Source organism: Pseudomonas sp. 8BK (assembly GCF_902506475.1).
In the GTDB taxonomy this organism is placed as follows: Bacteria; Pseudomonadota; Gammaproteobacteria; order Pseudomonadales; family Pseudomonadaceae; genus Aquipseudomonas; species Aquipseudomonas anguilliseptica.
This window is the reverse complement of record NZ_LR733252.1, coordinates 2,520,158-2,541,647: the sequence shown is the minus strand read 5'-3', so window position 1 is coordinate 2,541,647 and position 21,490 is coordinate 2,520,158. Positions and strand designations below refer to the sequence as shown.

At 62.8% G+C, this 21,490-nt stretch carries 20 protein-coding genes; 16 read left to right on the top strand and 4 right to left on the bottom strand.

Translation table 11 applies throughout. The annotated features are described in order from the left end of the window. Positions 1–85: 85 nt before the first annotated feature. Together ACIN8IBEIGE_RS11680 and ACIN8IBEIGE_RS11675 are read left to right on the top strand one after the other, a co-directional pair. Positions 86–859, top strand: a complete 774-nt coding sequence (locus tag ACIN8IBEIGE_RS11680) for an electron transfer flavoprotein subunit beta (RefSeq protein WP_160014772.1) — start codon at positions 86–88, stop codon at positions 857–859. Between the two features lie 38 nt (positions 860–897). Then, positions 898–1,143, top strand: a complete 246-nt coding sequence (locus tag ACIN8IBEIGE_RS11675) for a hypothetical protein (protein ID WP_090379281.1) — start codon at positions 898–900, stop codon at positions 1,141–1,143. Positions 1,144–1,280: 137 nt separating this feature from the next. On the opposite strand, the gene ACIN8IBEIGE_RS11670 is transcribed toward ACIN8IBEIGE_RS11675, so the two are convergent. Beyond that, on the bottom strand, positions 1,281–2,327 hold the full coding sequence (locus ACIN8IBEIGE_RS11670; protein WP_160014771.1) for a low specificity L-threonine aldolase: 1,047 nt from the start codon (positions 2,325–2,327) through the stop codon (positions 1,281–1,283). A 286-nt stretch (positions 2,328–2,613) separates the two neighbouring features. Here ACIN8IBEIGE_RS11670 and glyA point away from each other — a divergent pair, with 286 nt between their 5' ends. The 8 genes from glyA to torT all read left to right on the top strand — a co-directional run bounded on the left by glyA (position 2,614) and on the right by torT (position 12,702). Next, the gene (gene glyA, locus ACIN8IBEIGE_RS11665) at positions 2,614–3,867 is read left to right on the top strand and encodes a serine hydroxymethyltransferase (RefSeq protein ID WP_160014770.1); all 1,254 of its coding nucleotides are present in this window, start codon (positions 2,614–2,616) and stop codon (positions 3,865–3,867) included. A 76-nt stretch (positions 3,868–3,943) separates the two neighbouring features. Beyond that, positions 3,944–5,194, top strand: a complete 1,251-nt coding sequence (locus ACIN8IBEIGE_RS11660) for a sarcosine oxidase subunit beta family protein (protein ID WP_160014769.1) — start codon at positions 3,944–3,946, stop codon at positions 5,192–5,194. Between the two features lie 12 nt (positions 5,195–5,206). Continuing rightward, positions 5,207–5,533 (top strand): sarcosine oxidase subunit delta, encoded by a 327-nt coding sequence (locus ACIN8IBEIGE_RS11655; protein ID WP_160014768.1) that lies wholly within the window; start codon positions 5,207–5,209, stop codon positions 5,531–5,533. Then, positions 5,530–8,550, top strand: a complete 3,021-nt coding sequence (locus ACIN8IBEIGE_RS11650) for a sarcosine oxidase subunit alpha (protein WP_160014767.1) — start codon at positions 5,530–5,532, stop codon at positions 8,548–8,550. The genes ACIN8IBEIGE_RS11655 and ACIN8IBEIGE_RS11650 overlap by 4 nt, the downstream gene beginning before the upstream one ends. Continuing rightward, positions 8,543–9,175, top strand: a complete 633-nt coding sequence (locus ACIN8IBEIGE_RS11645) for a sarcosine oxidase subunit gamma (RefSeq protein WP_160014766.1) — start codon at positions 8,543–8,545, stop codon at positions 9,173–9,175. The genes ACIN8IBEIGE_RS11650 and ACIN8IBEIGE_RS11645 overlap by 8 nt, the downstream gene beginning before the upstream one ends. 104 nt (positions 9,176–9,279) lie before the next feature. Beyond that, the gene (purU, locus tag ACIN8IBEIGE_RS11640; protein WP_160014765.1) at positions 9,280–10,143 is read left to right on the top strand and encodes a formyltetrahydrofolate deformylase; all 864 of its coding nucleotides are present in this window, start codon (positions 9,280–9,282) and stop codon (positions 10,141–10,143) included. 146 nt (positions 10,144–10,289) lie between these two features. Then, positions 10,290–11,489 (top strand): formaldehyde dehydrogenase, glutathione-independent, encoded by a 1,200-nt coding sequence (gene fdhA, locus ACIN8IBEIGE_RS11635; RefSeq protein ID WP_160014764.1) that lies wholly within the window; start codon positions 10,290–10,292, stop codon positions 11,487–11,489. Between the two features lie 181 nt (positions 11,490–11,670). After that, the gene (gene torT / locus ACIN8IBEIGE_RS11630) at positions 11,671–12,702 is read left to right on the top strand and encodes a TMAO reductase system periplasmic protein TorT (protein ID WP_256665126.1); all 1,032 of its coding nucleotides are present in this window, start codon (positions 11,671–11,673) and stop codon (positions 12,700–12,702) included. Between the two features lie 21 nt (positions 12,703–12,723). On the opposite strand, the gene ACIN8IBEIGE_RS11625 is transcribed toward torT, so the two are convergent. Further along, a complete protein-coding gene (locus tag ACIN8IBEIGE_RS11625) occupies positions 12,724–13,617 on the bottom strand; it encodes an acyltransferase (protein ID WP_160014763.1) in 894 nt (297 codons plus the stop codon). A 180-nt stretch (positions 13,618–13,797) separates the two neighbouring features. Here ACIN8IBEIGE_RS11625 and ACIN8IBEIGE_RS11620 point away from each other — a divergent pair, with 180 nt between their 5' ends. The 6 genes from ACIN8IBEIGE_RS11620 (at position 13,798) to ACIN8IBEIGE_RS11595 (ending at position 20,619) form a co-directional block, all read left to right on the top strand. Beyond that, a complete protein-coding gene (locus ACIN8IBEIGE_RS11620; protein ID WP_160014762.1) occupies positions 13,798–15,024 on the top strand; it encodes an HD-GYP domain-containing protein in 1,227 nt (408 codons plus the stop codon). Between the two features lie 172 nt (positions 15,025–15,196). After that, entirely contained in the window at positions 15,197–17,227 is a 2,031-nt protein-coding gene (locus ACIN8IBEIGE_RS11615) for a methyl-accepting chemotaxis protein (RefSeq protein WP_160014761.1), read from the top strand. Between the two features lie 219 nt (positions 17,228–17,446). Further along, positions 17,447–18,133, top strand: a complete 687-nt coding sequence (gene creB / locus ACIN8IBEIGE_RS11610) for a two-component system response regulator CreB (protein WP_160014760.1) — start codon at positions 17,447–17,449, stop codon at positions 18,131–18,133. Next, positions 18,133–19,566: a two-component system sensor histidine kinase CreC gene (creC, locus tag ACIN8IBEIGE_RS11605; RefSeq protein ID WP_160014759.1), complete on the top strand. Its 1,434-nt coding sequence runs from the start codon at positions 18,133–18,135 to the stop codon at positions 19,564–19,566. The genes creB and creC overlap by 1 nt, the downstream gene beginning before the upstream one ends. 145 nt (positions 19,567–19,711) lie before the next feature. Continuing rightward, positions 19,712–20,149: a CBS domain-containing protein gene (locus ACIN8IBEIGE_RS11600; RefSeq protein ID WP_160014758.1), complete on the top strand. Its 438-nt coding sequence runs from the start codon at positions 19,712–19,714 to the stop codon at positions 20,147–20,149. A gap of 23 nt (positions 20,150–20,172) precedes the next feature. Continuing rightward, positions 20,173–20,619 (top strand): GNAT family N-acetyltransferase, encoded by a 447-nt coding sequence (locus tag ACIN8IBEIGE_RS11595; protein WP_160014757.1) that lies wholly within the window; start codon positions 20,173–20,175, stop codon positions 20,617–20,619. On the opposite strand, the gene ACIN8IBEIGE_RS11590 is transcribed toward ACIN8IBEIGE_RS11595, so the two are convergent. Both ACIN8IBEIGE_RS11590 and ACIN8IBEIGE_RS11585 read right to left on the bottom strand, forming a co-directional pair. After that, positions 20,616–21,125, bottom strand: a complete 510-nt coding sequence (locus ACIN8IBEIGE_RS11590; protein WP_160014756.1) for a DinB family protein — start codon at positions 21,123–21,125, stop codon at positions 20,616–20,618. The genes ACIN8IBEIGE_RS11595 and ACIN8IBEIGE_RS11590 overlap by 4 nt on opposite strands. Then, positions 21,122–21,466, bottom strand: a complete 345-nt coding sequence (locus tag ACIN8IBEIGE_RS11585) for a DUF2834 domain-containing protein (protein WP_160014755.1) — start codon at positions 21,464–21,466, stop codon at positions 21,122–21,124. Before ACIN8IBEIGE_RS11585 ends, ACIN8IBEIGE_RS11590 begins: the two co-directional genes overlap by 4 nt. Between the last annotated feature and the right edge of the window lie 24 nt (positions 21,467–21,490).

Genomic DNA, 21,490 nt, shown 5'->3' with positions numbered 1-21,490 from the left:
GGGTGGATGACGCTTCACCCATCCACCATTACCCACACCGACATGGTGGAAGAACACAGCGTCTTCCACCCTACGGAGCTGCGCCATGACTGATTTGCAGGTAGTTACGCTGGTCTCAGTCGGCGCCCATCCAACCTCCGGGCGACCGCGCCGCGCCGAGCAGGACGCCCGTGCGGTCGAGCTGGGCCTGCGCCTGGCCGGTGAGCGCTTGCAGGTGCTGCATGCCGGCGACCCGCAGGAGGAAGCGCTGCGGGCTTACCTGGGCATGGGCCTTAATCAGATCAAAATTCTCGAACAACCGGCGTACAGCGATGCGCTGCCGGTGCTGGCCGACTACCTGGCCGACTCCAGCGCGCAGCTGGTGTTGACCGGCAGTCAGGCGGAAACTGGCGAAGGCTCCGGCATGCTGCCTTACCTGCTGGCGGAACAGCTCGGCTGGCCGCTGGTGGTCGGGCTGGCGGCGGTGGAGCAGGTCAGCAATGGCGTGGCTCAGGTGCTGCAAGCCTTGCCGCGCGGTCAGCGCCGGCGCTTGCAGGTGCGTCTGCCGTTTGTCGCCAGCGTCGACAATGCTGCGCCCGTCGCCCGGCAAAGCGCCTTCGGTCCGGCACGCCGTGGTCTGTTGACAGCCGAGGAGGTGGAATTGGTTGCCGATCCGCTGTTTGCCAGCGCCCAGCTGCAACCGGCCAAGCCCCGGCCCAAGCGCCTCAAGGTGATCAAGGCCAAGACCGGGGCCGAGCGGATGAAGGCTGCTACGGCCAAGGCATCCGGCGGAGGCGGGCAGGTGCTCAAGGATGTATCGCCACAGGCCGGTGCCGAGGCTATCTTCAAGTTATTGCTGGAAGAAGGCGTGCTGCGCTAAGAGCCAGCTCTAACGTTCTACCACTAGAGGAATTGACCATGATGCACGCCGACCTGATCGATCAGGAGGATCTACGCGAACGCCTGGTGGCGCTTGGGTTGTCGATTCCACCCGGGGTCACTGCCGAGCAGGCGTGCGAGCATGCCGTCAGCGGGCTAAGTCCAGAACGCGCCGTGGCGCTGCGGCGGCTGGTGGAGGAGTTGCTGGGTGGCAGCGCCACACTGCTGCCGAATGTACGCGAGGCCATCTCGCGCACCTTGCTGCCGGCGCTGGTGCCGCGCTAGAACCGGCTCAAGGTCTGCTGCACGTCGGCCCTGCTGCGTTAAAAGCAGGTTCGGAATGCTCATGTACAAAAGTACACTCCGCTTCCTCACCTGCTTTTGCCTTGCATGGCTCTAGCTCGCGAGCCCTTGAGCAGGTTCTAGTTCGTTGCTGTCATCGCCTGGCGAATATCCCCTGCCAGCTGGCGCACCCGCGCTTCGTCGGTGTCCCAGGAGCACATAAAGCGCGCGCCGCCGGCTCCGATAAAGGTGTAGAAGCGCCAGCCCTGACCACGCAGGGTTTCCAGTGCGGCTTCCGACATCTGCAAAAACACGCCGTTGGCCTGCACCGGGAACATTAGGCTGACCCCCGGAATGTCGTTGACCAACTCGGCCAGCAGCTGCGCGCAGCGGTTGGCATGCTGGGCGTATTTCAGCCAGGCATCGTTCTGCAGGATGCCGACCCAGGGCGCGGACAGGTAACGCATCTTCGAGGCCAGCTGACCGGCCTGCTTGCAGCGGTAGTCGAAATCTTCGGCCAGGTCCTTGTTGAAGAACAGGATCGCCTCGCCCACGGCCATGCCGTTTTTGGTACCGCCAAAACACAGCACATCGACGCCGGCCTTCCAGGTCAGGTCGGCCGGGCTGCAGCCGAGAAAAGCGCAGGCATTGGAGAAGCGTGCGCCGTCCATATGCAGGTGCAGGCCCAGTTCGCGACACACCGCACTGATCGCGCGCACTTCATCGGGGCTGTAAACGGTGCCGACTTCTGTGGCCTGGGTCAGGGTGACAACGCGCGGTTTTGGGTAGTGGATGTCCTGGCGCTTGAGGGCGATTTCGCGGATCGCCTCGGGGGTCAGCTTGCCGTTCTCGGTCTTGGCCAGCAGCAGCTTGGAACCGTTGGAGAAGAACTCCGGCGCGCCGCATTCGTCGGTTTCGACGTGGGCGGTCTCCGAGCAGATCACGCTGTGGTAGCTCTGGCACAACGAGGCCAGGGCCAGGGAGTTGGCCGCCGTGCCGTTAAAGGCGAAGAACACCTCGCAGTCGGTTTCAAACAGGCGGCGGAAATGGTCGGCGGCGCGCGCCGTCCACTCGTCGTCGCCGTACGCTCGCTGGTGACCCTGATTGGCTTCGGCCATGGCTGCCCAGGCTTCCGGGCAGATACCGGAATAGTTGTCGCTGGCGAATTGTTGCGAGAGATCGGGCATGGGAGCTTCCTTGTGAGCGCTAACGCTAAGCCGTTTGGGATGCTTCTACTGTATCCGCGGTCACGCCCGCGTGCAGATACGGGGGCGACATCCTCTGCCATACAGGCGAAGCCGCAACGCGCTGTCGCGAGGCTCTGCGCAATTGCGACCTGTGCATGTCGCAAACGAAATCCCCCGTGGCGTGCCTAGGCATCTGACCGATCAGGGCCAGTCATACCATCGGCTCACAAGGGCTCAGCCCGCTATCGACACAGATGCGCTGCCCAGGCGCCGCAGGAGATCCGCGATGTTCAGCAAGCATGACCAGATTCAAGGCTACGACGACGAATTGCTCAGCGCCATCAACGCCGAGGAAAGCCGTCAGGAGCACCATATCGAGCTGATCGCCTCGGAAAACTACACCAGCAAGCGCGTGATGCAGGCACAGGGCAGCGGCCTGACCAACAAGTACGCCGAAGGCTATCCGGGCAAGCGCTATTACGGCGGCTGCGAGCATGTCGATGTGGTCGAGCAGCTGGCCATCGACCGCGCCAAGGCGCTGTTCGGTGCCGACTACGCCAACGTGCAGCCGCACTCCGGCTCCTCCGCCAACAGCGCGGTGTACCTGGCGCTGATCAATGCCGGCGACACCATTCTCGGTATGAGCCTGGCCCACGGCGGCCACCTGACCCACGGCGCCAAGGTGTCGTCCTCGGGCAAGCTGTACAACGCCGTGCAGTACGGCATCGACACCGCCACCGGTTTGATTGATTACGACGAAGTCGAGCGCCTGGCCGTGGAGTGTCAGCCGAAGATGATCGTCGCCGGGTTCTCGGCCTACTCGAAAACCCTGGATTTCCCGCGTTTCCGCGCCATTGCCGACAAGGTTGGCGCGCTGCTGTTTGTCGACATGGCGCACGTCGCCGGCCTGGTCGCCGCGGGTCTGTATCCCAACCCGATTCCCTTTGCCGATGTGGTCACCACCACCACCCACAAGACCCTGCGCGGTCCGCGTGGCGGCTTGATCCTGGCCAAGGCTAATCCTGATATCGAGAAGAAGCTCAACGCGGCGGTCTTCCCCGGCGCCCAGGGCGGCCCGTTGATGCACGTGATCGCCGCCAAGGCGGTGTGCTTCAAGGAAGCCATGGAGCCGGGCTTCAAGGAATACCAAGCGCAGGTGATCAAGAATGCCCAGGCCATGGCCAAGGTGTTTATCCAGCGCGGCTACGACGTGGTCTCCGGCGGCACCGACAACCACCTGTTCCTGGTCAGCCTGATCCGTCAGGGCCTCACCGGCAAAGACGCCGATGCCGCCCTGGGCCGAGCTGGCATCACGGTCAACAAGAACGCCGTGCCGAATGACCCGCAGTCGCCGTTTGTCACCTCGGGCCTGCGTATCGGCACCCCGGCGATCACCACGCGCGGTTTCAAGGAAGCGCAGAGCATCGAGCTGGCCGGCTGGATCTGCAACATCCTCGACCACCTCGGCGATGCCGATGTGGAAGCGCAGGTGGCCACGCTGGCGGCAGGGCTGTGCGCCGATTACCCGGTCTACCGATAAGCGCAATGTTCCACCCGGTTCGGTAACTGCCGCGCCCGGCGACAAGGTTCCAGCTTTCCGTTTCAGGAGCACCTTTATGCAACGTTATTCCGGCTTCGGCCTGTTCAAGCACGCGTTCAGCCACCACGAAAACTGGCAGCGCATGTGGCGCAACCCCACGCCCAAGCCGGTGTACGACGTGATCATCGTCGGCGGTGGCGGCCACGGTCTGGCCACGGCCTATTACCTGGCCAAAGAGTTCGGCGTAAAGAACGTCGCGGTGATCGAGAAGGGTTGGCTGGGCGGCGGTAACACTGCGCGCAACACCACCATCGTGCGCTCCAACTACCTGTGGGATGAGTCCGCGCACCTGTATGAGCACGCGATGAAGCTGTGGGAAGGTCTGTCCCAGGACCTCAACTACAACGTCATGTTCAGCCAGCGCGGCGTCTACAACCTGTGCCACACCCTGCAGGACATGCGCGACTCCGAGCGCCGTGTCAGCGCCAACCGCCTGAATGGCGTGGACGGCGAACTGCTGGATGCCAGGCAGGTGGCCGAAGAGATTCCGTACCTCGATTGCAGCAAGAACACCCGCTACCCGGTGATGGGCTCCACCGTGCAGCGTCGCGGTGGCGTTGCACGTCACGATGCCGTGGCCTGGGGCTATGCCCGCGCCGCCGACGCCTTGGGCGTGGACCTGATCCAGCAGACCGAGGTGATCGGCTTCCGTAAGGAAAACGGCGTATGTATCGGCGTGGAAACCAACAAGGGTTTTATCGGTGGCAAACGCGTCGGAGTGGTCACCGCCGGTAACTCCGGGCATATGGCGGGCCTCGCCGGCTTCCGCCTGCCGCTGGAATCCCATCCGCTGCAGGCGCTGGTGTCCGAGCCGATCAAGCCGATTATCGACAGCGTGATCATGTCCAACGCCGTACACGGCTATATCAGCCAGTCGGACAAGGGCGACCTGGTCATCGGTGCCGGTATCGACGGCTACAACGGCTACGGCCAGCGCGGCTCCTACGGCACCATCGAACACACCCTGCAGGCCATCGTCGAGATGTTCCCGGTGCTCTCGCGGGTGCGCATGAACCGTCAGTGGGGCGGCATCGTCGACACCTCGCCGGACGCCTGCCCGATTATTTCCAAGACCCCGGTACCGAACCTGTTCTTCAACTGCGGTTGGGGCACCGGCGGCTTCAAGGCCACCCCGGGTTCGGGCCACGTGTTCGCCGCGAGCCTGGCCAAGGGCGAAATGCACCCGCTGGCCAAACCCTTCGCCATGGACCGTTTCCACACTGGCGCACTGATCGACGAACACGGCGCTGCTGCCGTGGCTCACTAAGAGGGCTTACCCATGTTGCATATCTTCTGCCCTCACTGCGGCGAACTGCGCTCCGAAGAGGAATTCCACGCCAAGGGCCAGGCGCACATTCCGCGCCCGTTGGACCCGGCCGCCTGCACCGATGCCGAGTGGGGCGAGTACCTGTTCTTCCGCGATAACCCGCGCGGCATTCACCACGAGTTGTGGGTGCATTCGGCCGGTTGCCGCAAGTACTTCAACGCCACCCGTCACACGGTGTCCTACGAAATTCTCGAAACCTACAAGATCGGCGAGAAGCCCAGCGTCACTGCTGCCGGCACTGTCGAGAAAAAGGCCATCGACCAAGGAGTAACGGCATGAGCCAGGTCAATCGTCTTGCTACAGGCGGCCGCGTTGATCGCAGCCAGCCCCTGACATTCAGCTTCAACGGGCAGAGCTACCAGGGCTTTGCCGGTGACACCCTGGCAGCCGCCTTGCTGGCCAATGGCGTGGATATCGTCGGGCGTAGTTTCAAATATTCACGGCCGCGCGGCATCGTTGCTGCCGGCGCGGAAGAGCCGAACGCCGTGCTGCAGATTGGCAGCACCGAAGCGGCGCAGATTCCCAACGTGCGTGCCACCCAGCAGGCGTTGTATGCCGGCCTGGTCGCCAGCAGCACCAACGGCTGGCCGAGCGTAAACACCGACCTGATGGGCATTCTCGGCAAGGTCGGCGGCAAGATGATGCCGCCGGGGTTCTACTACAAGACCTTTATGTACCCGCAGAACCTCTGGCTGACCTACGAGAAATACATCCGTAAGGCCGCCGGTCTAGGCCGCGCGCCGACCGCCGTGGATCCGGACAGCTACGACTACATGAACCAGCACTGCGACGTGCTGGTGGTCGGTGCCGGCCCGGCGGGCCTGGCGGCAGCCTTGGCTGCTGCACGCAGCGGTGCCCGGGTGATTCTCGCCGATGAGCAGGAAGAGTTTGGCGGCAGCCTGCTCAGCACCCGCGAAACCCTCGACGGCAAACCCGCCGCCGACTGGGCCGCGCAGGTGATTGCCGAGTTGTCCGGCATGCCTGAAGTCACCCTGTTGCCGCGTTCCACGGTCAACGGTTACCACGACCACAACTTCCTCACCATTCACCAGCGCCTGACCGACCACCTCGGGGAAATCGCGCCTATGGGGATGGTGCGTCAGCGCATGCACCGTGTGCGTGCCACTCGTGTGGTGCTGGCCACCGGCGCCCACGAGCGGCCGCTGGTGTACGCCAACAACGACGTGCCGGGCAATATGCTCGCCGATGCGGTGTCCACCTATGTGCGCCGTTATGGCGTGGCACCAGGCAAGCAGCTGGTGCTGTCGACCAACAACGATTACGCCTACCGCGTGGTGCTTGACTGGCTCGACGCCGGTCTGCAGGTGGTAGCTGTGGCCGATGCCCGCAGCAACCCACGCGGTAGCTGGGTGGAAGAGGCGCGCAAGCGTGGCGTGCGCATCCTTACCGGCAGCGCCGTGGTGGAAGCGGCCGGCAGCAAGCGGGTGACTGCTGCGCGCATCTGCGCCATCGATGTGCACAGCCATAAGGTCAGCAGCCCCGGCGAGGTGCTCGATTGCGACCTGATCGTCAGCTCCGGCGGTTACAGCCCGGTGGTGCACCTGGCGTCGCACCTGGGCGGTCGGCCGACCTGGCGTGAAGACATTCTGGCCTTTGTGCCGGGCGAGGGCGGCTTCCAGAAGCGCCTGTGCGCCGGTGCGGTGAATGGCGTGTTTGGCTTGGGCGATGCCCTGGCTGATGGCTTCGAAGCGGGTGTTTCGGCGGCTGCCGAAGCCGGCTTCAAGGCGGTCTCCGCCAGCCTGCCGCAGGTCGCACCACGCTTGGAAGAGCCGTCCCTGGCGCTGTTTCAGGTGCCGCACGACAAGCCGACGGCGCGTGCGCCCAAGCAGTTTGTCGACCTGCAGAACGACGTCACCGCCGCCGGTATCGAGCTGGCCACCCGCGAGGGCTTCGAGTCGGTCGAGCACGTCAAACGCTACACCGCGCTGGGCTTCGGTACCGACCAGGGCAAGCTGGGCAATATCAACGGTCTGGCGATTGCCGCCCGTTCGCTGGGCATCAGCATCCCGCAGATGGGCACCACCATGTTCCGCCCGAACTACACCCCGGTGACCTTCGGCGCGGTGGCCGGCCGTCACTGTGGCGCGCTGTTCGAGCCCAAGCGTTACACCGCGATGCAAAGCTGGCACCTGCAAAACGGTGCCGAGTTCGAGGACGTGGGTCAGTGGAAGCGCCCGTGGTACTTCCCCAAGGTGGGTGAAGACCTGCACGCCGCCGTGGCCCGCGAGTGCCTGGCCGTGCGTAACGCCGTCGGCATTTTGGACGCCTCGACCCTCGGCAAGATCGACATTCAAGGCCCGGATGCCCGCGAGTTTCTCAACCGCGTCTACACCAACGCCTGGACCAAGCTGGATGTTGGCAAGGCCCGTTACGGCCTGATGTGCAAGGAAGACGGCATGGTCTTCGACGACGGCGTAACCGCCTGCCTGGCCGATAACCACTTCCTGATGACCACCACCACCGGCGGTGCCGCACGGGTGATGGAATGGCTGGAGATTTACCACCAGACCGAGTGGCCGGAGCTGAAGGTGTACTTCACCTCGGTCACCGACCACTGGGCGACCATGACCCTGTCCGGCCCCAACAGCCGCAAGCTGCTGGCCGAGGTCACTGACATCGACCTGGACAAGGAAGGCTTCCCGTTTATGACCTGGAAGGAGGGCCTGGTTGGCGGTGTGCCGGCGCGGGTGTTCCGCATTTCCTTTACCGGTGAGCTGAGTTATGAGGTCAACGTGCAGGCCGACTACGCCCTGGGCGTGTGGGAAAAGATCATCGAAGCCGGCAAGAAGCATGGCCTGACGCCTTACGGCACCGAGACCATGCACGTGCTGCGCGCCGAGAAGGGTTTCATCATCGTCGGTCAGGACACCGACGGCTCGGTCACCCCGGACGACCTCAACATGGGCTGGTGCGTAGGGCGAACCAAGCCGTTCTCGTGGATCGGCTGGCGCGGCATGAACCGCGAAGACAGCCTGCGCGAAGACCGCAAGCAGCTGGTCGGGCTCAAACCCGTCGACCCCAACAAGGTGCTGCCGGAAGGCGCGCAACTGGTGTTCGACCCGCAGCAGTCCATCCCGATGCAGATGGTCGGCCACGTCACCTCCAGCTATATGAGCGCGGCGCTGGGCTATTCCTTCGCCATGGGCGTGGTCAAGGGCGGGCTCAAACGCATGGGTGAGCGGGTGTTCGCACCGCTGGCCGATGGCAGCCTGATCGAAGCCGAAATCGTCAGCTCCGTGTTCTATGACCCGAAAGGGGATCGCCAGAATGTCTAATTTGATCAACGTTTATCAGCAACGCCCGGCCGCCGCGCATGCCGAGTCGCCGCTGTTCCACGCCGGCCTTGAACAACTGGCGGGTAAAGGTTCGGCCAGCGCCGGGGTGACGGTGCGTGAGAAGAAGTTGCTCGGTCACCTGACCCTGCGTGGCGATGCCAAGGATCCGGCATTTGCCGGCGGCGTGCACAAAGCTCTGGGCCTGGAGCTGCCGGTGGCGCTTACCCTGGTGGCGGCCGGCGACACCTCGCTGCAATGGCTGGCGCCGGATGAGTGGCTGCTGATTGTGCCGAGCGGCAGCGAGTTCGCGGTCGAGCAGAAGCTGCGCGAAGCGCTGGATGGTCAGCACATCTCGATCGTCAACGTCAGCGGCGGGCAGACCCTGCTGGAACTGCGTGGGCCGAAGGTGCGTGAGGTGCTGATGAAGTCCACCAGCTACGACGTGCACCCGAGCAACTTCCCGGTCGGCAAGGCGGTGGGCACCCACTTCGCCAAGTCGCAACTGGTGATCCGCCACACCGCCGAAGACACCTGGGAACTGCTGATTCGCCGCAGCTTCTCCGATTACTTCTGGCTGTGGCTGCAGGACGCCAGCGCCGAATACGGCTTGGCGATCAAGGCCTGACGGCAACAAACATCCTGTGGGAGGGGCTTTAGCCGCAACTGTTCTCGTGGTTAAAGCCGATCGCGGCTAAAGCCCCTCTCACGAGTTCCACCGAGGGACTGACCATGAGCCGCACCCCCGATACCTGGATTCTCACCGCCCACTGCCCGAGCGTGCTCGGCACGGTGGATGCGGTGACGCGCTTTCTGTTCGAGCAGCGCTGCTACGTCACCGAACACCACTCCTTCGATGATCGCCTGTCGGCAAGATTCTTTATTCGCGTGGAATTCCGTCAGCCGGATGACTTTGACGAGCAGGCCTTTCGCGCCGGTCTGAACGATCGCCTGAGCGCCTTCGGCATGCAGGTTGAACTGACCCCGCCGGGCTACCGGGCCAAGGTGGTGCTGATGGTCAGCAAGGCCGATCACTGCCTCAACGACCTGCTCTACCGCCAGCGCATCGGCCATTTGGCCATGGACGTGGTGGCGGTGGTGTCCAACCACCCGGATCTGGAGCCGCTGGCACGCTGGCACGACATCCCCTATTACCACTTCCCGCTCGACCCGCAAGACAAGCCGGCGCAGGAAAGCAGGGTGCTGCAGGTGATCGAGGACAGCGGTGCCGAGCTGGTGGTACTCGCCCGTTATATGCAGGTGCTCTCACCCGAGCTGTGCCGCCGGCTGGACGGCTGGGCGATCAATATTCACCACTCGCTGCTGCCCGGTTTCAAGGGCGCCAAGCCCTATCACCAGGCCTACGAGAAGGGCGTCAAGCTGGTCGGCGCCACCGCGCATTACATCAACAACGACCTCGACGAGGGGCCGATCATCGCCCAGGGCGTAGAGCCGGTGGACCATGCCCACTACCCCGAAGACCTGATCGCCAAGGGCCGCGATATCGAGTGCCAGACCCTGGCCAAGGCCATCGGCTATCACCTTGAGCGCCGCGTCTTCCTCAATGACGGCCGCACGGTGGTGCTGCACGCCTAAGCCGCAGCGCTGGAAGTTCCCGCTACGGGTGGATCACCGACTGCCAAGTCCTCGGCCTACCCGGCAACAGACTTAAACGCTCCAGTACAAGGCCGCGCGACCGTTGGCTGCGCCTTTGTATTCACAACAAGAAAGGAGAAATACGTATGTCTGGTAATCGTGGCGTCGTCTATCTCGGCGCTGGCAAGGTCGAAGTGCAGAAAATCGACTATCCGAAAATGCAGGATCCGCGCGGTCGCAAGATCGAGCACGGGGTCATCCTGCGTGTGGTCTCCACCAATATCTGCGGCTCCGACCAGCATATGGTGCGCGGTCGCACGACAGCGCAAGTGGGCCTGGTGCTGGGCCACGAGATCACCGGTGAGGTGGTCGAGAAGGGCAGCGACGTGGAAAACCTGAAGATCGGTGATCTGGTTTCGGTGCCGTTCAACGTCGCCTGCGGCCGCTGCCGCAGCTGCAAGGAAATGCACACCGGCGTCTGCCTGACCGTCAACCCGGCGCGTGCCGGTGGTGCCTATGGTTATGTCGACATGGGTGACTGGACCGGTGGTCAGGCCGAGTATGTGCTGGTGCCCTACGCCGATTTCAACCTGCTCAAACTGCCGGACCGCGACAAGGCCATGGAGAAGATCCGCGACCTGACCTGCCTGTCCGACATCCTGCCGACCGGTTATCACGGGGCTGTGACTGCTGGAGTGGGGCCGGGCAGCAGCGTGTATATCGCCGGTGCCGGCCCGGTGGGTCTGGCGGCCGCCGCTTCGGCACGCTTGCTCGGTGCGGCGGTGGTGATCGTCGGCGACGTCAACCCGGTGCGTCTGGCCCATGCCAAGGCCCAGGGCTTCGAGATCGCCGACCTGTCTCAGGACACTCCGCTGCACGAACAGATCGCCGCGCTGCTGGGCGAGCCGGAAGTCGATTGCGCCGTCGATGCGGTGGGCTTTGAGGCCCGTGGTCACGGCCATGCAGGCGTGCAACACGAAGCGCCAGCCACCGTGCTCAACTCGCTGATGGGCGTGGTGCGGGTGGCTGGCAAGATCGGTATTCCCGGTCTGTATGTCACCGAAGATCCGGGCGCGGTGGACGCGGCGGCGAAGATTGGTTCCCTGAGCATCCGCTTCGGCCTCGGCTGGGCCAAGTCGCACAGCTTCCACACCGGCCAGACCCCGGTGATGAAATACAACCGCCAGTTGATGCAGGCGATCATGTGGGACCGCATCAATATCGCCGAAGTGGTTGGCGTGCAGGTCATCAGCCTGGACGACGCACCGCGCGGTTACGGCGAGTTCGATGCCGGCGTGCCGAAGAAGTTCGTCATCGACCCGCACAAGCTGTTCAGCGCGGCCTGATTGCCCTCAGCGATGCAGGCGGGCAGCTAGTTTGCCCGCCTGTCGTGGTATGCACGCCCCTCAACCGAGGAGCGTGCTCGCGTTCTGCTTGTCTTCTGCTCCGTCCAAATAGAACCCGAAAAGTGGCTAAAGTAAGTGCACGGCACGGCTGCTCAGTGCTCACTTTCCAGGGCAGGATCTTATGCGGGCGATCTGCTTCATCCTCTGTTGGCTTTGGATCAGCTGCCAGGCATGGGCTACGGACTGGTACCCCGTGGAGGTGCTGGCCGATGGGGTATCGCAGCAGTATCAGCCTTTGTCGCAAGCGGCCAAACCCTGGCGGGTCTGTGCATTGTTGCCGCATGGCAAGGATCGCTATTGGTGGGGTGTGGCCTGGGGCCTGGATGAGGAGGCAGCGCGCCAAGGTGTGCGGCTAGGCATCTATGAGGCCGGTGGCTATGAAAACCCGCAGGTGCAAGCGCAGCAGTTGCGCACCTGTCAGCAGCTCAATGCCGATGCCTATGTAATTGCGGCGATTGATGCCCAGGCCCTCTGTGCGCCCATCGCCCAGCTGGTCGAACAGGGCAAGCCGGTGATCGATCTGGTCAATGGCATCGCCTGTCCGGGGCTGAGCGCCAGCTCCAGCGTGGACTTTGCCGATATGACCGGCGCTGCTCTGACCTATATCGATGACCATCGCTCGCCAGGGCCTTTCAGCCTGGGCTGGTTACCCGGGCCGCAAGGCGCAGGCTGGGTGCTGGATTCGGAAAAGGCACTGCGTCAGGCTGAGCAGAGCAAGCCGATGACCGTGCAACACGGTGGCTATGGCCCGGTGGATCGTGCCAGCCAGGCGCAACTGGTGCGCGAGCTGCTCAGGCAGCATCCGCGCCTCGACTACCTGCTGGGTAATGCTGAGGCTGCCGGCTTTGCCGCGCAGCTGGTGCAGACCTCAGGGCAGAACTACCAGGCCCGGGTTCTGGCTACCTACACCACGGAACGGATTGTCGAGCAGATTCGTGATGGCTTTATTGTTGCCGCGCCCACCGATTCCCCGGTGCTGCAGGCACGGATTGCGGTAGACCTGGCGGTGCGCGCGCTGGAAGGTCGTGCGCATGCACGGCGGGTCGGTCCGATGATCGAGATGCTCGATCAGGCCAGCCTGGAGCAGTTCGATATCAGCCGTCTGATGCCGCCGCCGGAGCATTGGATGATTCGCCGTGAGCTGCCGCAGTAGTTGATCAGCAGCGGTGCCTGGTCAGCAGGGCTGTTCGGCGCGAATCTGCGCGATCCGCGCATCCTTGTCTTGCCACATCTGCGTGACCCAGTTCTGCACAAACTGACGGAATACCGGGTCGTTTTCGTAGTCGCCCTGCCACAGCGCCGGGTCCAGTTCGCGGGTCTGGATATCGACGATCACCTTGTCCACCTGACCACTGACCAGCTCCCAGAAGCCGGGCACATGCGTGCCTGGATAGACCACGGTCACGTCCAGCACGGTGTCCAGTTGCTCGCCGAGTGCGGCCAGAACAAAGGCCACACCACCGGCCTTGGGCTTGAGCAGATACTGATAGGGCGAGCCTTGTTGGGCCTGTTTGGCTGGGGTGCAGCGGGTGCCTTCGAGGTAGTTGACCACGGTGACCGGCAAGTCCTTGAACTTCTCGCAGGCGCGCTTGGTGATCTCCAGGTCCTGGCCCTTGAGTTCGGGATGTTTGGCCAGAAATGCCTTGGAATAACGGCGCATAAAGGGGTAGTCCAGCGCCCAGAACGCCAGGCCGAGGAAGGGTACCCAGATCAGCTGCTGCTTGAGGAAGAACTTGAAGTAGGGCGTCTTGCGGTTGAAGGCCTGTACCAGCGCAGGAATATCGACCCATGACTGGTGGTTGCTGATCACCAGATAGGAGGTGCTCTGACGCAGGTCGGCACTGCCGCGAATATCCCAGTGCACCGGGAGCAGGCTGGCGAAGATCAGCTTGTTCAGCTCTGCCCAGGTTTCTGCTACCCACATCACCCCGCGTGAGCTGGTCGTTTTCAGTGCCTTGCCGGGCAGGACGAACTTGCCGAGGGCGATTAGCAATAGCGGGCCGATCAGTATCAGCGTGTTGAGGAGCAGCAGAATAATGACACAAAGACCGGTCAACAGGCGGCGCATGGCAACTCCTTAGGGTGCGCTTGAGCGGCAATGATAAGCAGTCGTGCCAAGGCTTCCAAGCCGCTGATCTGCAACTGATGTCCAATGGCCATTGGTTGTATCAAGTCAGCGTAATGCTGGCTATTGTTCATCTATTCTTGTCCGACAAGAGCCGGGTTACTTTCTCGTCTGAGGGCACCCATGTTGAAGTGCATTGCTGTGACCGATGTACGCGTCGGTATGTATGTTCACGAGTTCTGTGGCGCATGGATGGACCACCCCTTCTGGAAGTCCAAGTTTCTGCTCAAGTCTGAAAAAGACCTGCAGCGGATCAAGGCCAGCAGCATTGGTGAGCTGTGGATCGATGTCAGCAAAGGTCTGGATGTCGAGGACGGCACCGTCAGTGTCAGTCCCGAGGAGGTCGCAGCCCAAGCCGAGGCCGCTCTCTTGGCTGCGGTGCAGAGCCCGCCAGTCAACCTGGCGGTGTCGATGGAGGATGAGGTGCAGCGTGCGGCCAAGCTCTGCGACCGCTCCAAGGCTGCGGTGGTCAGCATGTTTGGCGATGCGCGCATGGGCCAAGCCTTGCAGTTTGAGCAGGCCGGGGAGTTGGTCGAGGAGATTTCCGCCTCGATCATGCGTCACCCCAATGCGCTGATCAGCCTGGCGCGGCTAAAAAACGCCGATGAATACACCTATATGCATTCGGTGGCGGTCTGCGCACTGATGATCGCCCTGGCGCGCAGTCTGGGCCTGAATGAGGGGCAGGTGCGTGAGGCCGGGCTGGCCGGTTTGCTCCACGACATCGGCAAGATGGCGATTCCAAATGATGTGCTGAACAAGCCCGGCAAGCTGACCGACAACGAGTTCGCTCAGGTGCGCGACCACCCCGAAGCGGGCTCGCGCATGCTGATTGATAGCAAACAAGTCAGCGCGCTGGTGCTGGACGTGTGCCTGCATCACCACGAAAAGGTTGATGGCAGTGGCTATCCGCACCGTCTGGTCGGTGAGCAGATCAGCCTGTACGCGCGCATGGGCGCAGTGTGCGACGTGTATGACGCGATCACTTCCAACCGACCGTACAAGCAGGGTTGGGATCCAGCCGAGTCGATCCGCAAGATGGCCGAGTGGAAGGGCCATTTTGATCCTGTGGTGTTCCAGGCCTTTGTCAAAACCGTAGGCATCTACCCGGTGGGTTCGCTGGTGCGTCTGGAGAGCGGGCGCATCGGCGTGGTCATGGAACAACAGGCGAAGTCTCTGCTCGCGCCGAGGGTCAAGGTGTTCTTCTCGGCCAAATCGAAAACCCCGATCCCGCAGGAAATTCTTGACCTGAGCAAGCTGGTTGGGCGCGACAGGATTGTCGGTCGTGAGTCTGCCGAAGAATGGGGCTTCCGCGATGTCGAGGAACTCTGGAGCGGTATTTCCCGCTAGGTTTTTCGACCGCTAGCGCTGCTCGCGACCGGGTAACGGGCCGTGGTCCGGCCACTCATCTATGCTCATTAAACATTACCGTCTGCAGGCGCGCTGCTTGGGCGTGCTTCTTGCTTGAAGTTTTGCTTTGGCGCGCCCCTGAAGTTGGCGCGCTCAACAGGTTGAGGTGTGTATGACTGGAGTACTCAAACCGGGTGTGCGGTTGCTGGAACGTTTCAGTTTCGCGCGCAAGTTTCAGTTGGTGTTTGTCCTGTTCGCTTTGCCGCTGGGCTTCTCTCTGTGGGTTATCAGTGGCAACTATCAGGATCGACTCAACGCCATCGATAACGAACTGGAAGGTATCAATGCCCTGCAGGGCATGGCTGACGTGCAGCAGGAGCTGATAGAGCAACGCACGTTGCTGTCACGCTGGAAGGGCACCGAGAAAGCCGCCGAAGCACTACTGCGTGAACAGGCCAATGGTCTTGGCCCAGTCCTGCAGGCTCTGCAGCAACCGCTTGAGTCCGAGCTGTTGAGTGATCAGGCGCGCCAGCATTTGCAGAGTCTCAGCGCCGGTCAGGCCGAGCTGAGTGTCGATGTACTGGGTAAGCTGGCCTTGCCCGATGCCCTCGAACGTTACCAAAAGAACCTGCTGAGCCTGCTGGCCCTGCGCGAGCAGGTAGCAACCGACAGCGGGTTGATCCTCGATCCGCAGCTCGACACCTACCTGATGATGGAGCAGCTGACCTACACCTTGCCGCGTCTGCTCGAACAATTGGGCAGCTTTACCAGTCAGGGCTACGGCGCGGTGGTGTCGCAGCATTTCACCTTGCAGAGCCGGGTGCTGATCCGTGATTTGCGCCGCAGCCTGGATGAGTCGCGCAGCCAACTGCTCAAGGCCCAGGCCACGCTCAAGCTGGAGGCGCCGCGTGCCATGCGCCAGCTGCAGGGGCCCTATGATGAGGCTCTGCAGGGTTACGAAGCCTTTCTCACGGGCATTGACCGCGACATGTTCGAGGCCAGTCCCATGGCCCTGACCCCGGAGCAGTTTGTGCAACGCACCGATGCCCTGCAGGGCCAATTGCTCAGTCTGCAGGCCGCGTTGTACCAGCAGTTTGCTGCCAGTCTTGGTGATTACCGGCGCAAGGCCCTGACCGCGATGATCGAAGTGGTCGGCGTGTTCAGCCTGCTGACCCTGCTGGCGCTGTATGTATTGTTCTGCCTCAACGCCTCGATCCGGCGTAGCACCGCTGGCATCATTGATGCTGCCGAAGGTCTGCGCGATGGTGACCTGCGCGTGCGCATGCAGGTGCATGGCGCGGATGACCTGGCGAGTATCGCGATGGCGCTGAATACCGCGGTTGGCCAGTTGCGCGACTCCATGCAGGGCGTCAATCAGCAGAGCCAGCAACTTGGTGACACGGTGCAAATGCTTAACGGCGAGGCGCGCAATGCCCTGGAATCGGTGGAACAGCAGCAGGCGCAGATGAGCCAGATTGCTGCTGCCGCCACCGAAATGGCCGCCACCGCGCAAAGCGTGGCGCAGAGCTGCGAGCAGGCCGCGGTGGAAGCCAGCCAGACCCGTGAGATCGCCAACCAGAGCAATCAGCGCAGCGCGCGTACCAGCGAGAGCATGCGCCAGCTCAGCAGTCGCCTGGGCGACAGCGCTACCACGCTGCAACAGTTACGCAGCCAGACCGAGCAGATCACCCGGGTGGTGGACGTGATCAAGGGCATCGCCGAGCAAACCAACCTGCTGGCGCTCAACGCGGCCATCGAAGCGGCGCGTGCAGGCGATCAGGGCCGCGGCTTTGCTGTGGTGGCCGACGAGGTGCGTTCGCTGTCGCAACGCACGCAGAACTCCACGGCGGAAATCGCCGAAACCGTGGCCAACCTGCACCGCGTGGTCGGCCAGTCGGTGACCCAGATGGAAGATGCCGTGCGTCAGGCAGAAGGTGATGTCGGCAGCGTGCTGGCCATGGGCGAGGACCTGAATGCCATTGTCGAGTCGGTGCAGCTGGTGACTGACCGCCTGGCGCAAATTGCCACTGCCGCCGAGCAGCAGGCGGCCACTGCTGATGAAGTCAGCGGCAATATCCAGCAGGTTGATCACGCGGCCAGCACCTTGCTGGAAGGGGCGCAGGCGGTGAGCAATGCCGCCGAACAGCTGCGTCAGGGCAGTCAGGCGTTGGAGCACAATACTGGGCGCTTCAAGCTGGACTGAGGCCGTAGGGTGGGTGAGGTTCTGCGTTCAGCCTTTACGCTGGCCGCAGTGTAGGTTGGGTTGAGTCGCGCAGCGGCGAAGCCCAACGATATGGCCGCCACTTGTTGGGCTTCGCTGCGCTCAACGCCAACCTACGAGTCGGGCTGCACCGGCGGCATGCTTGACGCTGGCAGCGGCCTGCCGCAGGCTCCTCGCCGAGTTGCCACGAGCAGGACGCCAATGCCGCATATTCTGATTGTCGAAGACGAAGCCGCCATCGCCGATACCCTGATTTTCGCCCTGCAGAGCGAAGGCTTTACCACCACCTGGCTGAGCCTGGCCGAGCAGGCTCTGGCCGAACAGCAGCGCAATCCGGCCGACTTGCTGATTCTCGATGTCGGCCTGCCGGATATCAGCGGCTTTGAGGCCTGCAAGCGGCTGCGGCGGTTCTCCGAGGTGCCGGTGATTTTTCTCACCGCGCGCAGCGAAGAAATCGACCGGGTGGTGGGCCTGGAAATCGGTGCCGACGATTACGTGGTCAAACCCTTTAGCCCGCGTGAAGTCGCGGCGCGGGTCAAGGCCATCCTCAAGCGCATGGCACCGCGTGAAGCGCCGGCCACCAACTCCGACAGTGGCCCGTTCCAGCTGGATATCGAGCGGGTGCAAATCCATTACCACGGCCAGCTACTGAGTCTCACGCGTCACGAGTTCCGTTTGCTGCAAAGCCTGCTGGCGCAACCCGAGCGGGTGTTCTCCCGCGAGCAGTTGCTTGACGGATTGGGCGTGGCCGCCGATGTCGGCTACGAGCGCACCATCGACAGTCATATCAAAAGCCTGCGCGCCAAGCTGCGTCAGGTGGCTGCTGCGGCTGAGCCGATCCAGACTCACCGCGGCCTGGGCTATAGCTACTCGCCGAGGCACGCCTGATGCCCTTGGGGATTCGCATCTTTCTGGTGTACTTCCTGTTTGTCGGGCTGGCCGGCTGGTTTGTACTGAGCACGGTGATGGACGAAATCCGCCCCGGCGTGCGCCAGAGCACCGAGGAAACCCTGGTCGACACCGCCAACCTGCTGGCGGAAATTCTGCGTGATGAGGTCAAGGCCGGGCGTCTGCAGCAGAGCCGCCTGCCCGCGTTGCTGCAAGCCTACGGTCAGCGTCAACCGCAGGCGCAGATCTGGGGTGTGGAGAAGACTCAGGTCAACCACCGCATCTATGTCACCGACGCCAAGGGCATTGTGTTGCTCGACTCCACCGGCGCGGCGGTGGGCGAGGACTATTCGCGCTGGAACGACGTGCTGCGCACCCTGCGCGGCGAGTACGGCGCGCGCTCGACCAAGGAAGACCCGAACGATCCCGACTCCTCGGTGATGTACGTGGCCGCACCGATCATGGATGGCGCACAGATTATCGGCGTGGTCTCGGTGGCCAAGCCCAATCGCACCCTGCAGCCCTATATCGAACGCTCCGAGCAGCGTCTGGCCTGGCTCGGCGGCGGCTTGATCGTGCTCGGTCTGTTGATCGGTGCGCTGTTGTCCTGGTGGCTCAGCGGCGCCTTGCGCAAGCTGACCCGCTACGCCCAGGCGGTCAGCGCCGGGCAGCGTGCCGAACTGCCCAGCGTGCGCGGTGGTGAGCTGGCGCAACTGGCCGAAGCCATCGAGCGCATGCGCACCGAGCTGGAAGGCAAGGCCTATGTCGAGCGCTACGTGCACACCCTGACTCATGAGTTGAAAAGCCCGCTGGCGGCGATTCGCGGTGCAGCGGAATTGCTCGATAGTGAAATGCCCGCGCCACAACGGCAGCGCTTTGTGGCCAATATCGAGCAGGAAAGTGCACGCATGCAGCAGTTGATCGAGCGCCTGCTGCACCTGGCTCAGGTCGAACAGCGCCAGGGCCTGGAAGAGCAGGTGGCGGTGCCACTGCAGGCGCTGGCCGACTCGCTGTTGCAGGCGCAGATGGCGCGTATTGAAGCCGCCGGCCTGCAGATTGAAAACCATATCGGTGCTGAATTAAGCGCGCGTGGTGAGGCCTTTCTGCTGCGTCAGGCGCTGGCCAATCTGCTGGATAACGCGCTGGACTTCACCCCACCAGGCGGGCTGATCCGCTTTAGTGCTGAGGCCCGCTCCGGGCAGGTTGAGTTGCGCCTGTTCAACCAGGGCGAGGCGATTCCTGATTACGCCCTGGCGCGCCTGAGCGAGCGGTTCTACTCCCTGGCGCGCCCCGGCAGCGGGCGCAAGAGCACCGGTTTGGGGCTGAATTTTGTTGAGGAAGTCATGCAGCTGCACGGCGGCGCATTACACATCGGTAATGTCGCAGGCGGAGTCGAGGTGCAACTGCGTCTGCCGCTATTTCCGGGCAATTGACGCGTTGCTTGGCACCGACCTTGCTGGCCTGCAATGGTTGCGCTGAGCCCGCGCAGATGCTCTGATCGGGTCATCGGGTTGGCCAGCAATGGCCGGCCTGCGCACTATCCTCAATGCCAATAAGAAACAGAGCAGGAGCCGCTGCATGAAAACAGTTGCCGAGATTCTTCGCGCCAAGCCCCAGGCCGCCGTGTACAGCGTCACGCCCAGTACTTCGGTGCTCGATGCTATCAAGCTGATGGCCGAGAAAGGCATTGGTGCACTGGTGGTGCTGGATGAAAAAGGTCGCCTGGCTGGCATCGTCAGCGAGCGTGACTACGCGCGCAAAGTGGCGCTGCTGGAGCGCTCCGCATTCAGTGCGATGATCAGCGAAATTATGACCGCAGATGTCCTGACCGTCGGCCTGCGCGACACCTCGCAGCACTGCATGCAACTGATGACCGACCGCCACCTGCGCCACCTGCCCGTATTGGCGGAAGGCGAACTGATCGGCCTGCTATCGATTGGTGACCTGGTCAAACACACCATCGCCGAACAGGCCAGCCTGATTCAGCAACTGGAACAGTACATTCGCGGCGAGTAAAGCCGCGTAACAGGGATAGGTTGATGGATATCCGCAGTGTCGGCGCCGGTGAGCTGGATGCGCTGCTCGCCCTGTATGAGCATTTACATCCTGAGGATCAACCGCTGCCCGCACGCGATCAGGTTGAGGTGGTGTGGCAGGCGATCATCGCCAACCCCGCCCAGCAGTGTTTTGGCCTGTACTGCGATGCGCAGCTGGTGGCCAGCTGCAGCATCAACCTGGTGGCCAACCTGACCCGCGGCTGCCGGCCCTTTGCCCTGATCGAAAATGTAGTCACCCATCGCGAGCATCGCGGGTGTGGCTATGGTCAGGCGTTGCTGGCGCACGCCAAAGCGTTTGCCTGGGGCCAGGGCTGCTACAAGGTCATGCTGATGACCAGCAGCAAGGACCCCGCCACCCTGCGTTTCTATGAGCGCGCCGGATTTGATCGGCATGACAAGCAGGCCTTTATTGCCAAGCCTCCGGTTTAGCTCGCTTCGCGGCGCTGCGGCTGATCCTGATGCAGAAAGCGCGTGTAGATGTCCCGTGGTGGTGCCAGTTGCAGTTGCGCGATGATCCGGCCGACGGCGCCACGGTGGTAGCCGCCGTGGGTGACGATATGCGCGAGCATTTCCTCGCGGCTCATGCAGCCGGTATCACCATCGACAAACGTGAAGCTCAGGCGCTCGGCCAACTGTTGGGCGCTTAGTCTTGCGGCATAGTCCAGATACCAGCGATCCGTCTCCTGCACCGCCTGCTGCAGTGCTGCCAGCGTGGGTGTTTCCGCTGTGTTGGTGGCGCTGTAGCTGTGGTTGATGCCTTGCAGGTTGGCGACAAATATCCGCTCGACCACGTGGATGTGATTGAGGATGCGCAGGGCGGCGTGCAGCTCGCTTTGTTGGGTGAGCGGATCAAGTCGCTGCAACTCAGCAAAGAGTTCCTGATTGGCCCAGGCCTTGTAATGCAGCAAGGAGCTGAGCAGGGCGTGGTTGCTCATTGGCGTGCTCCGGACGCAGCGTCGCTGTACGGCGAAGCGGGATTTGGCAAGGCGCGAAGCACCAGGTACAGCAACGGCCCTACTGATACGAAAACCAGGGTCAGGGCAAAGAATGGCAGCAGGTAGAGCAACGACTTGCCTCGCGCACGGCCATCTCGATACATCCACACACACGCCAGTGCCGCGAGGATATACAGATCGATCACCACCTGGGCGGTATCGGGTCTGGACATCAACTGCATGCCAAATTGCAGCAGCGAATGTTCTGCGTGCAGCATCACGTACAGGGTGTAGGCGCTGAAGGCCAGCAGGGTGATCAGCGGCAGTGCGAGCTTTTTCATGGTGCCATCCTTGGGTTGTTGTCA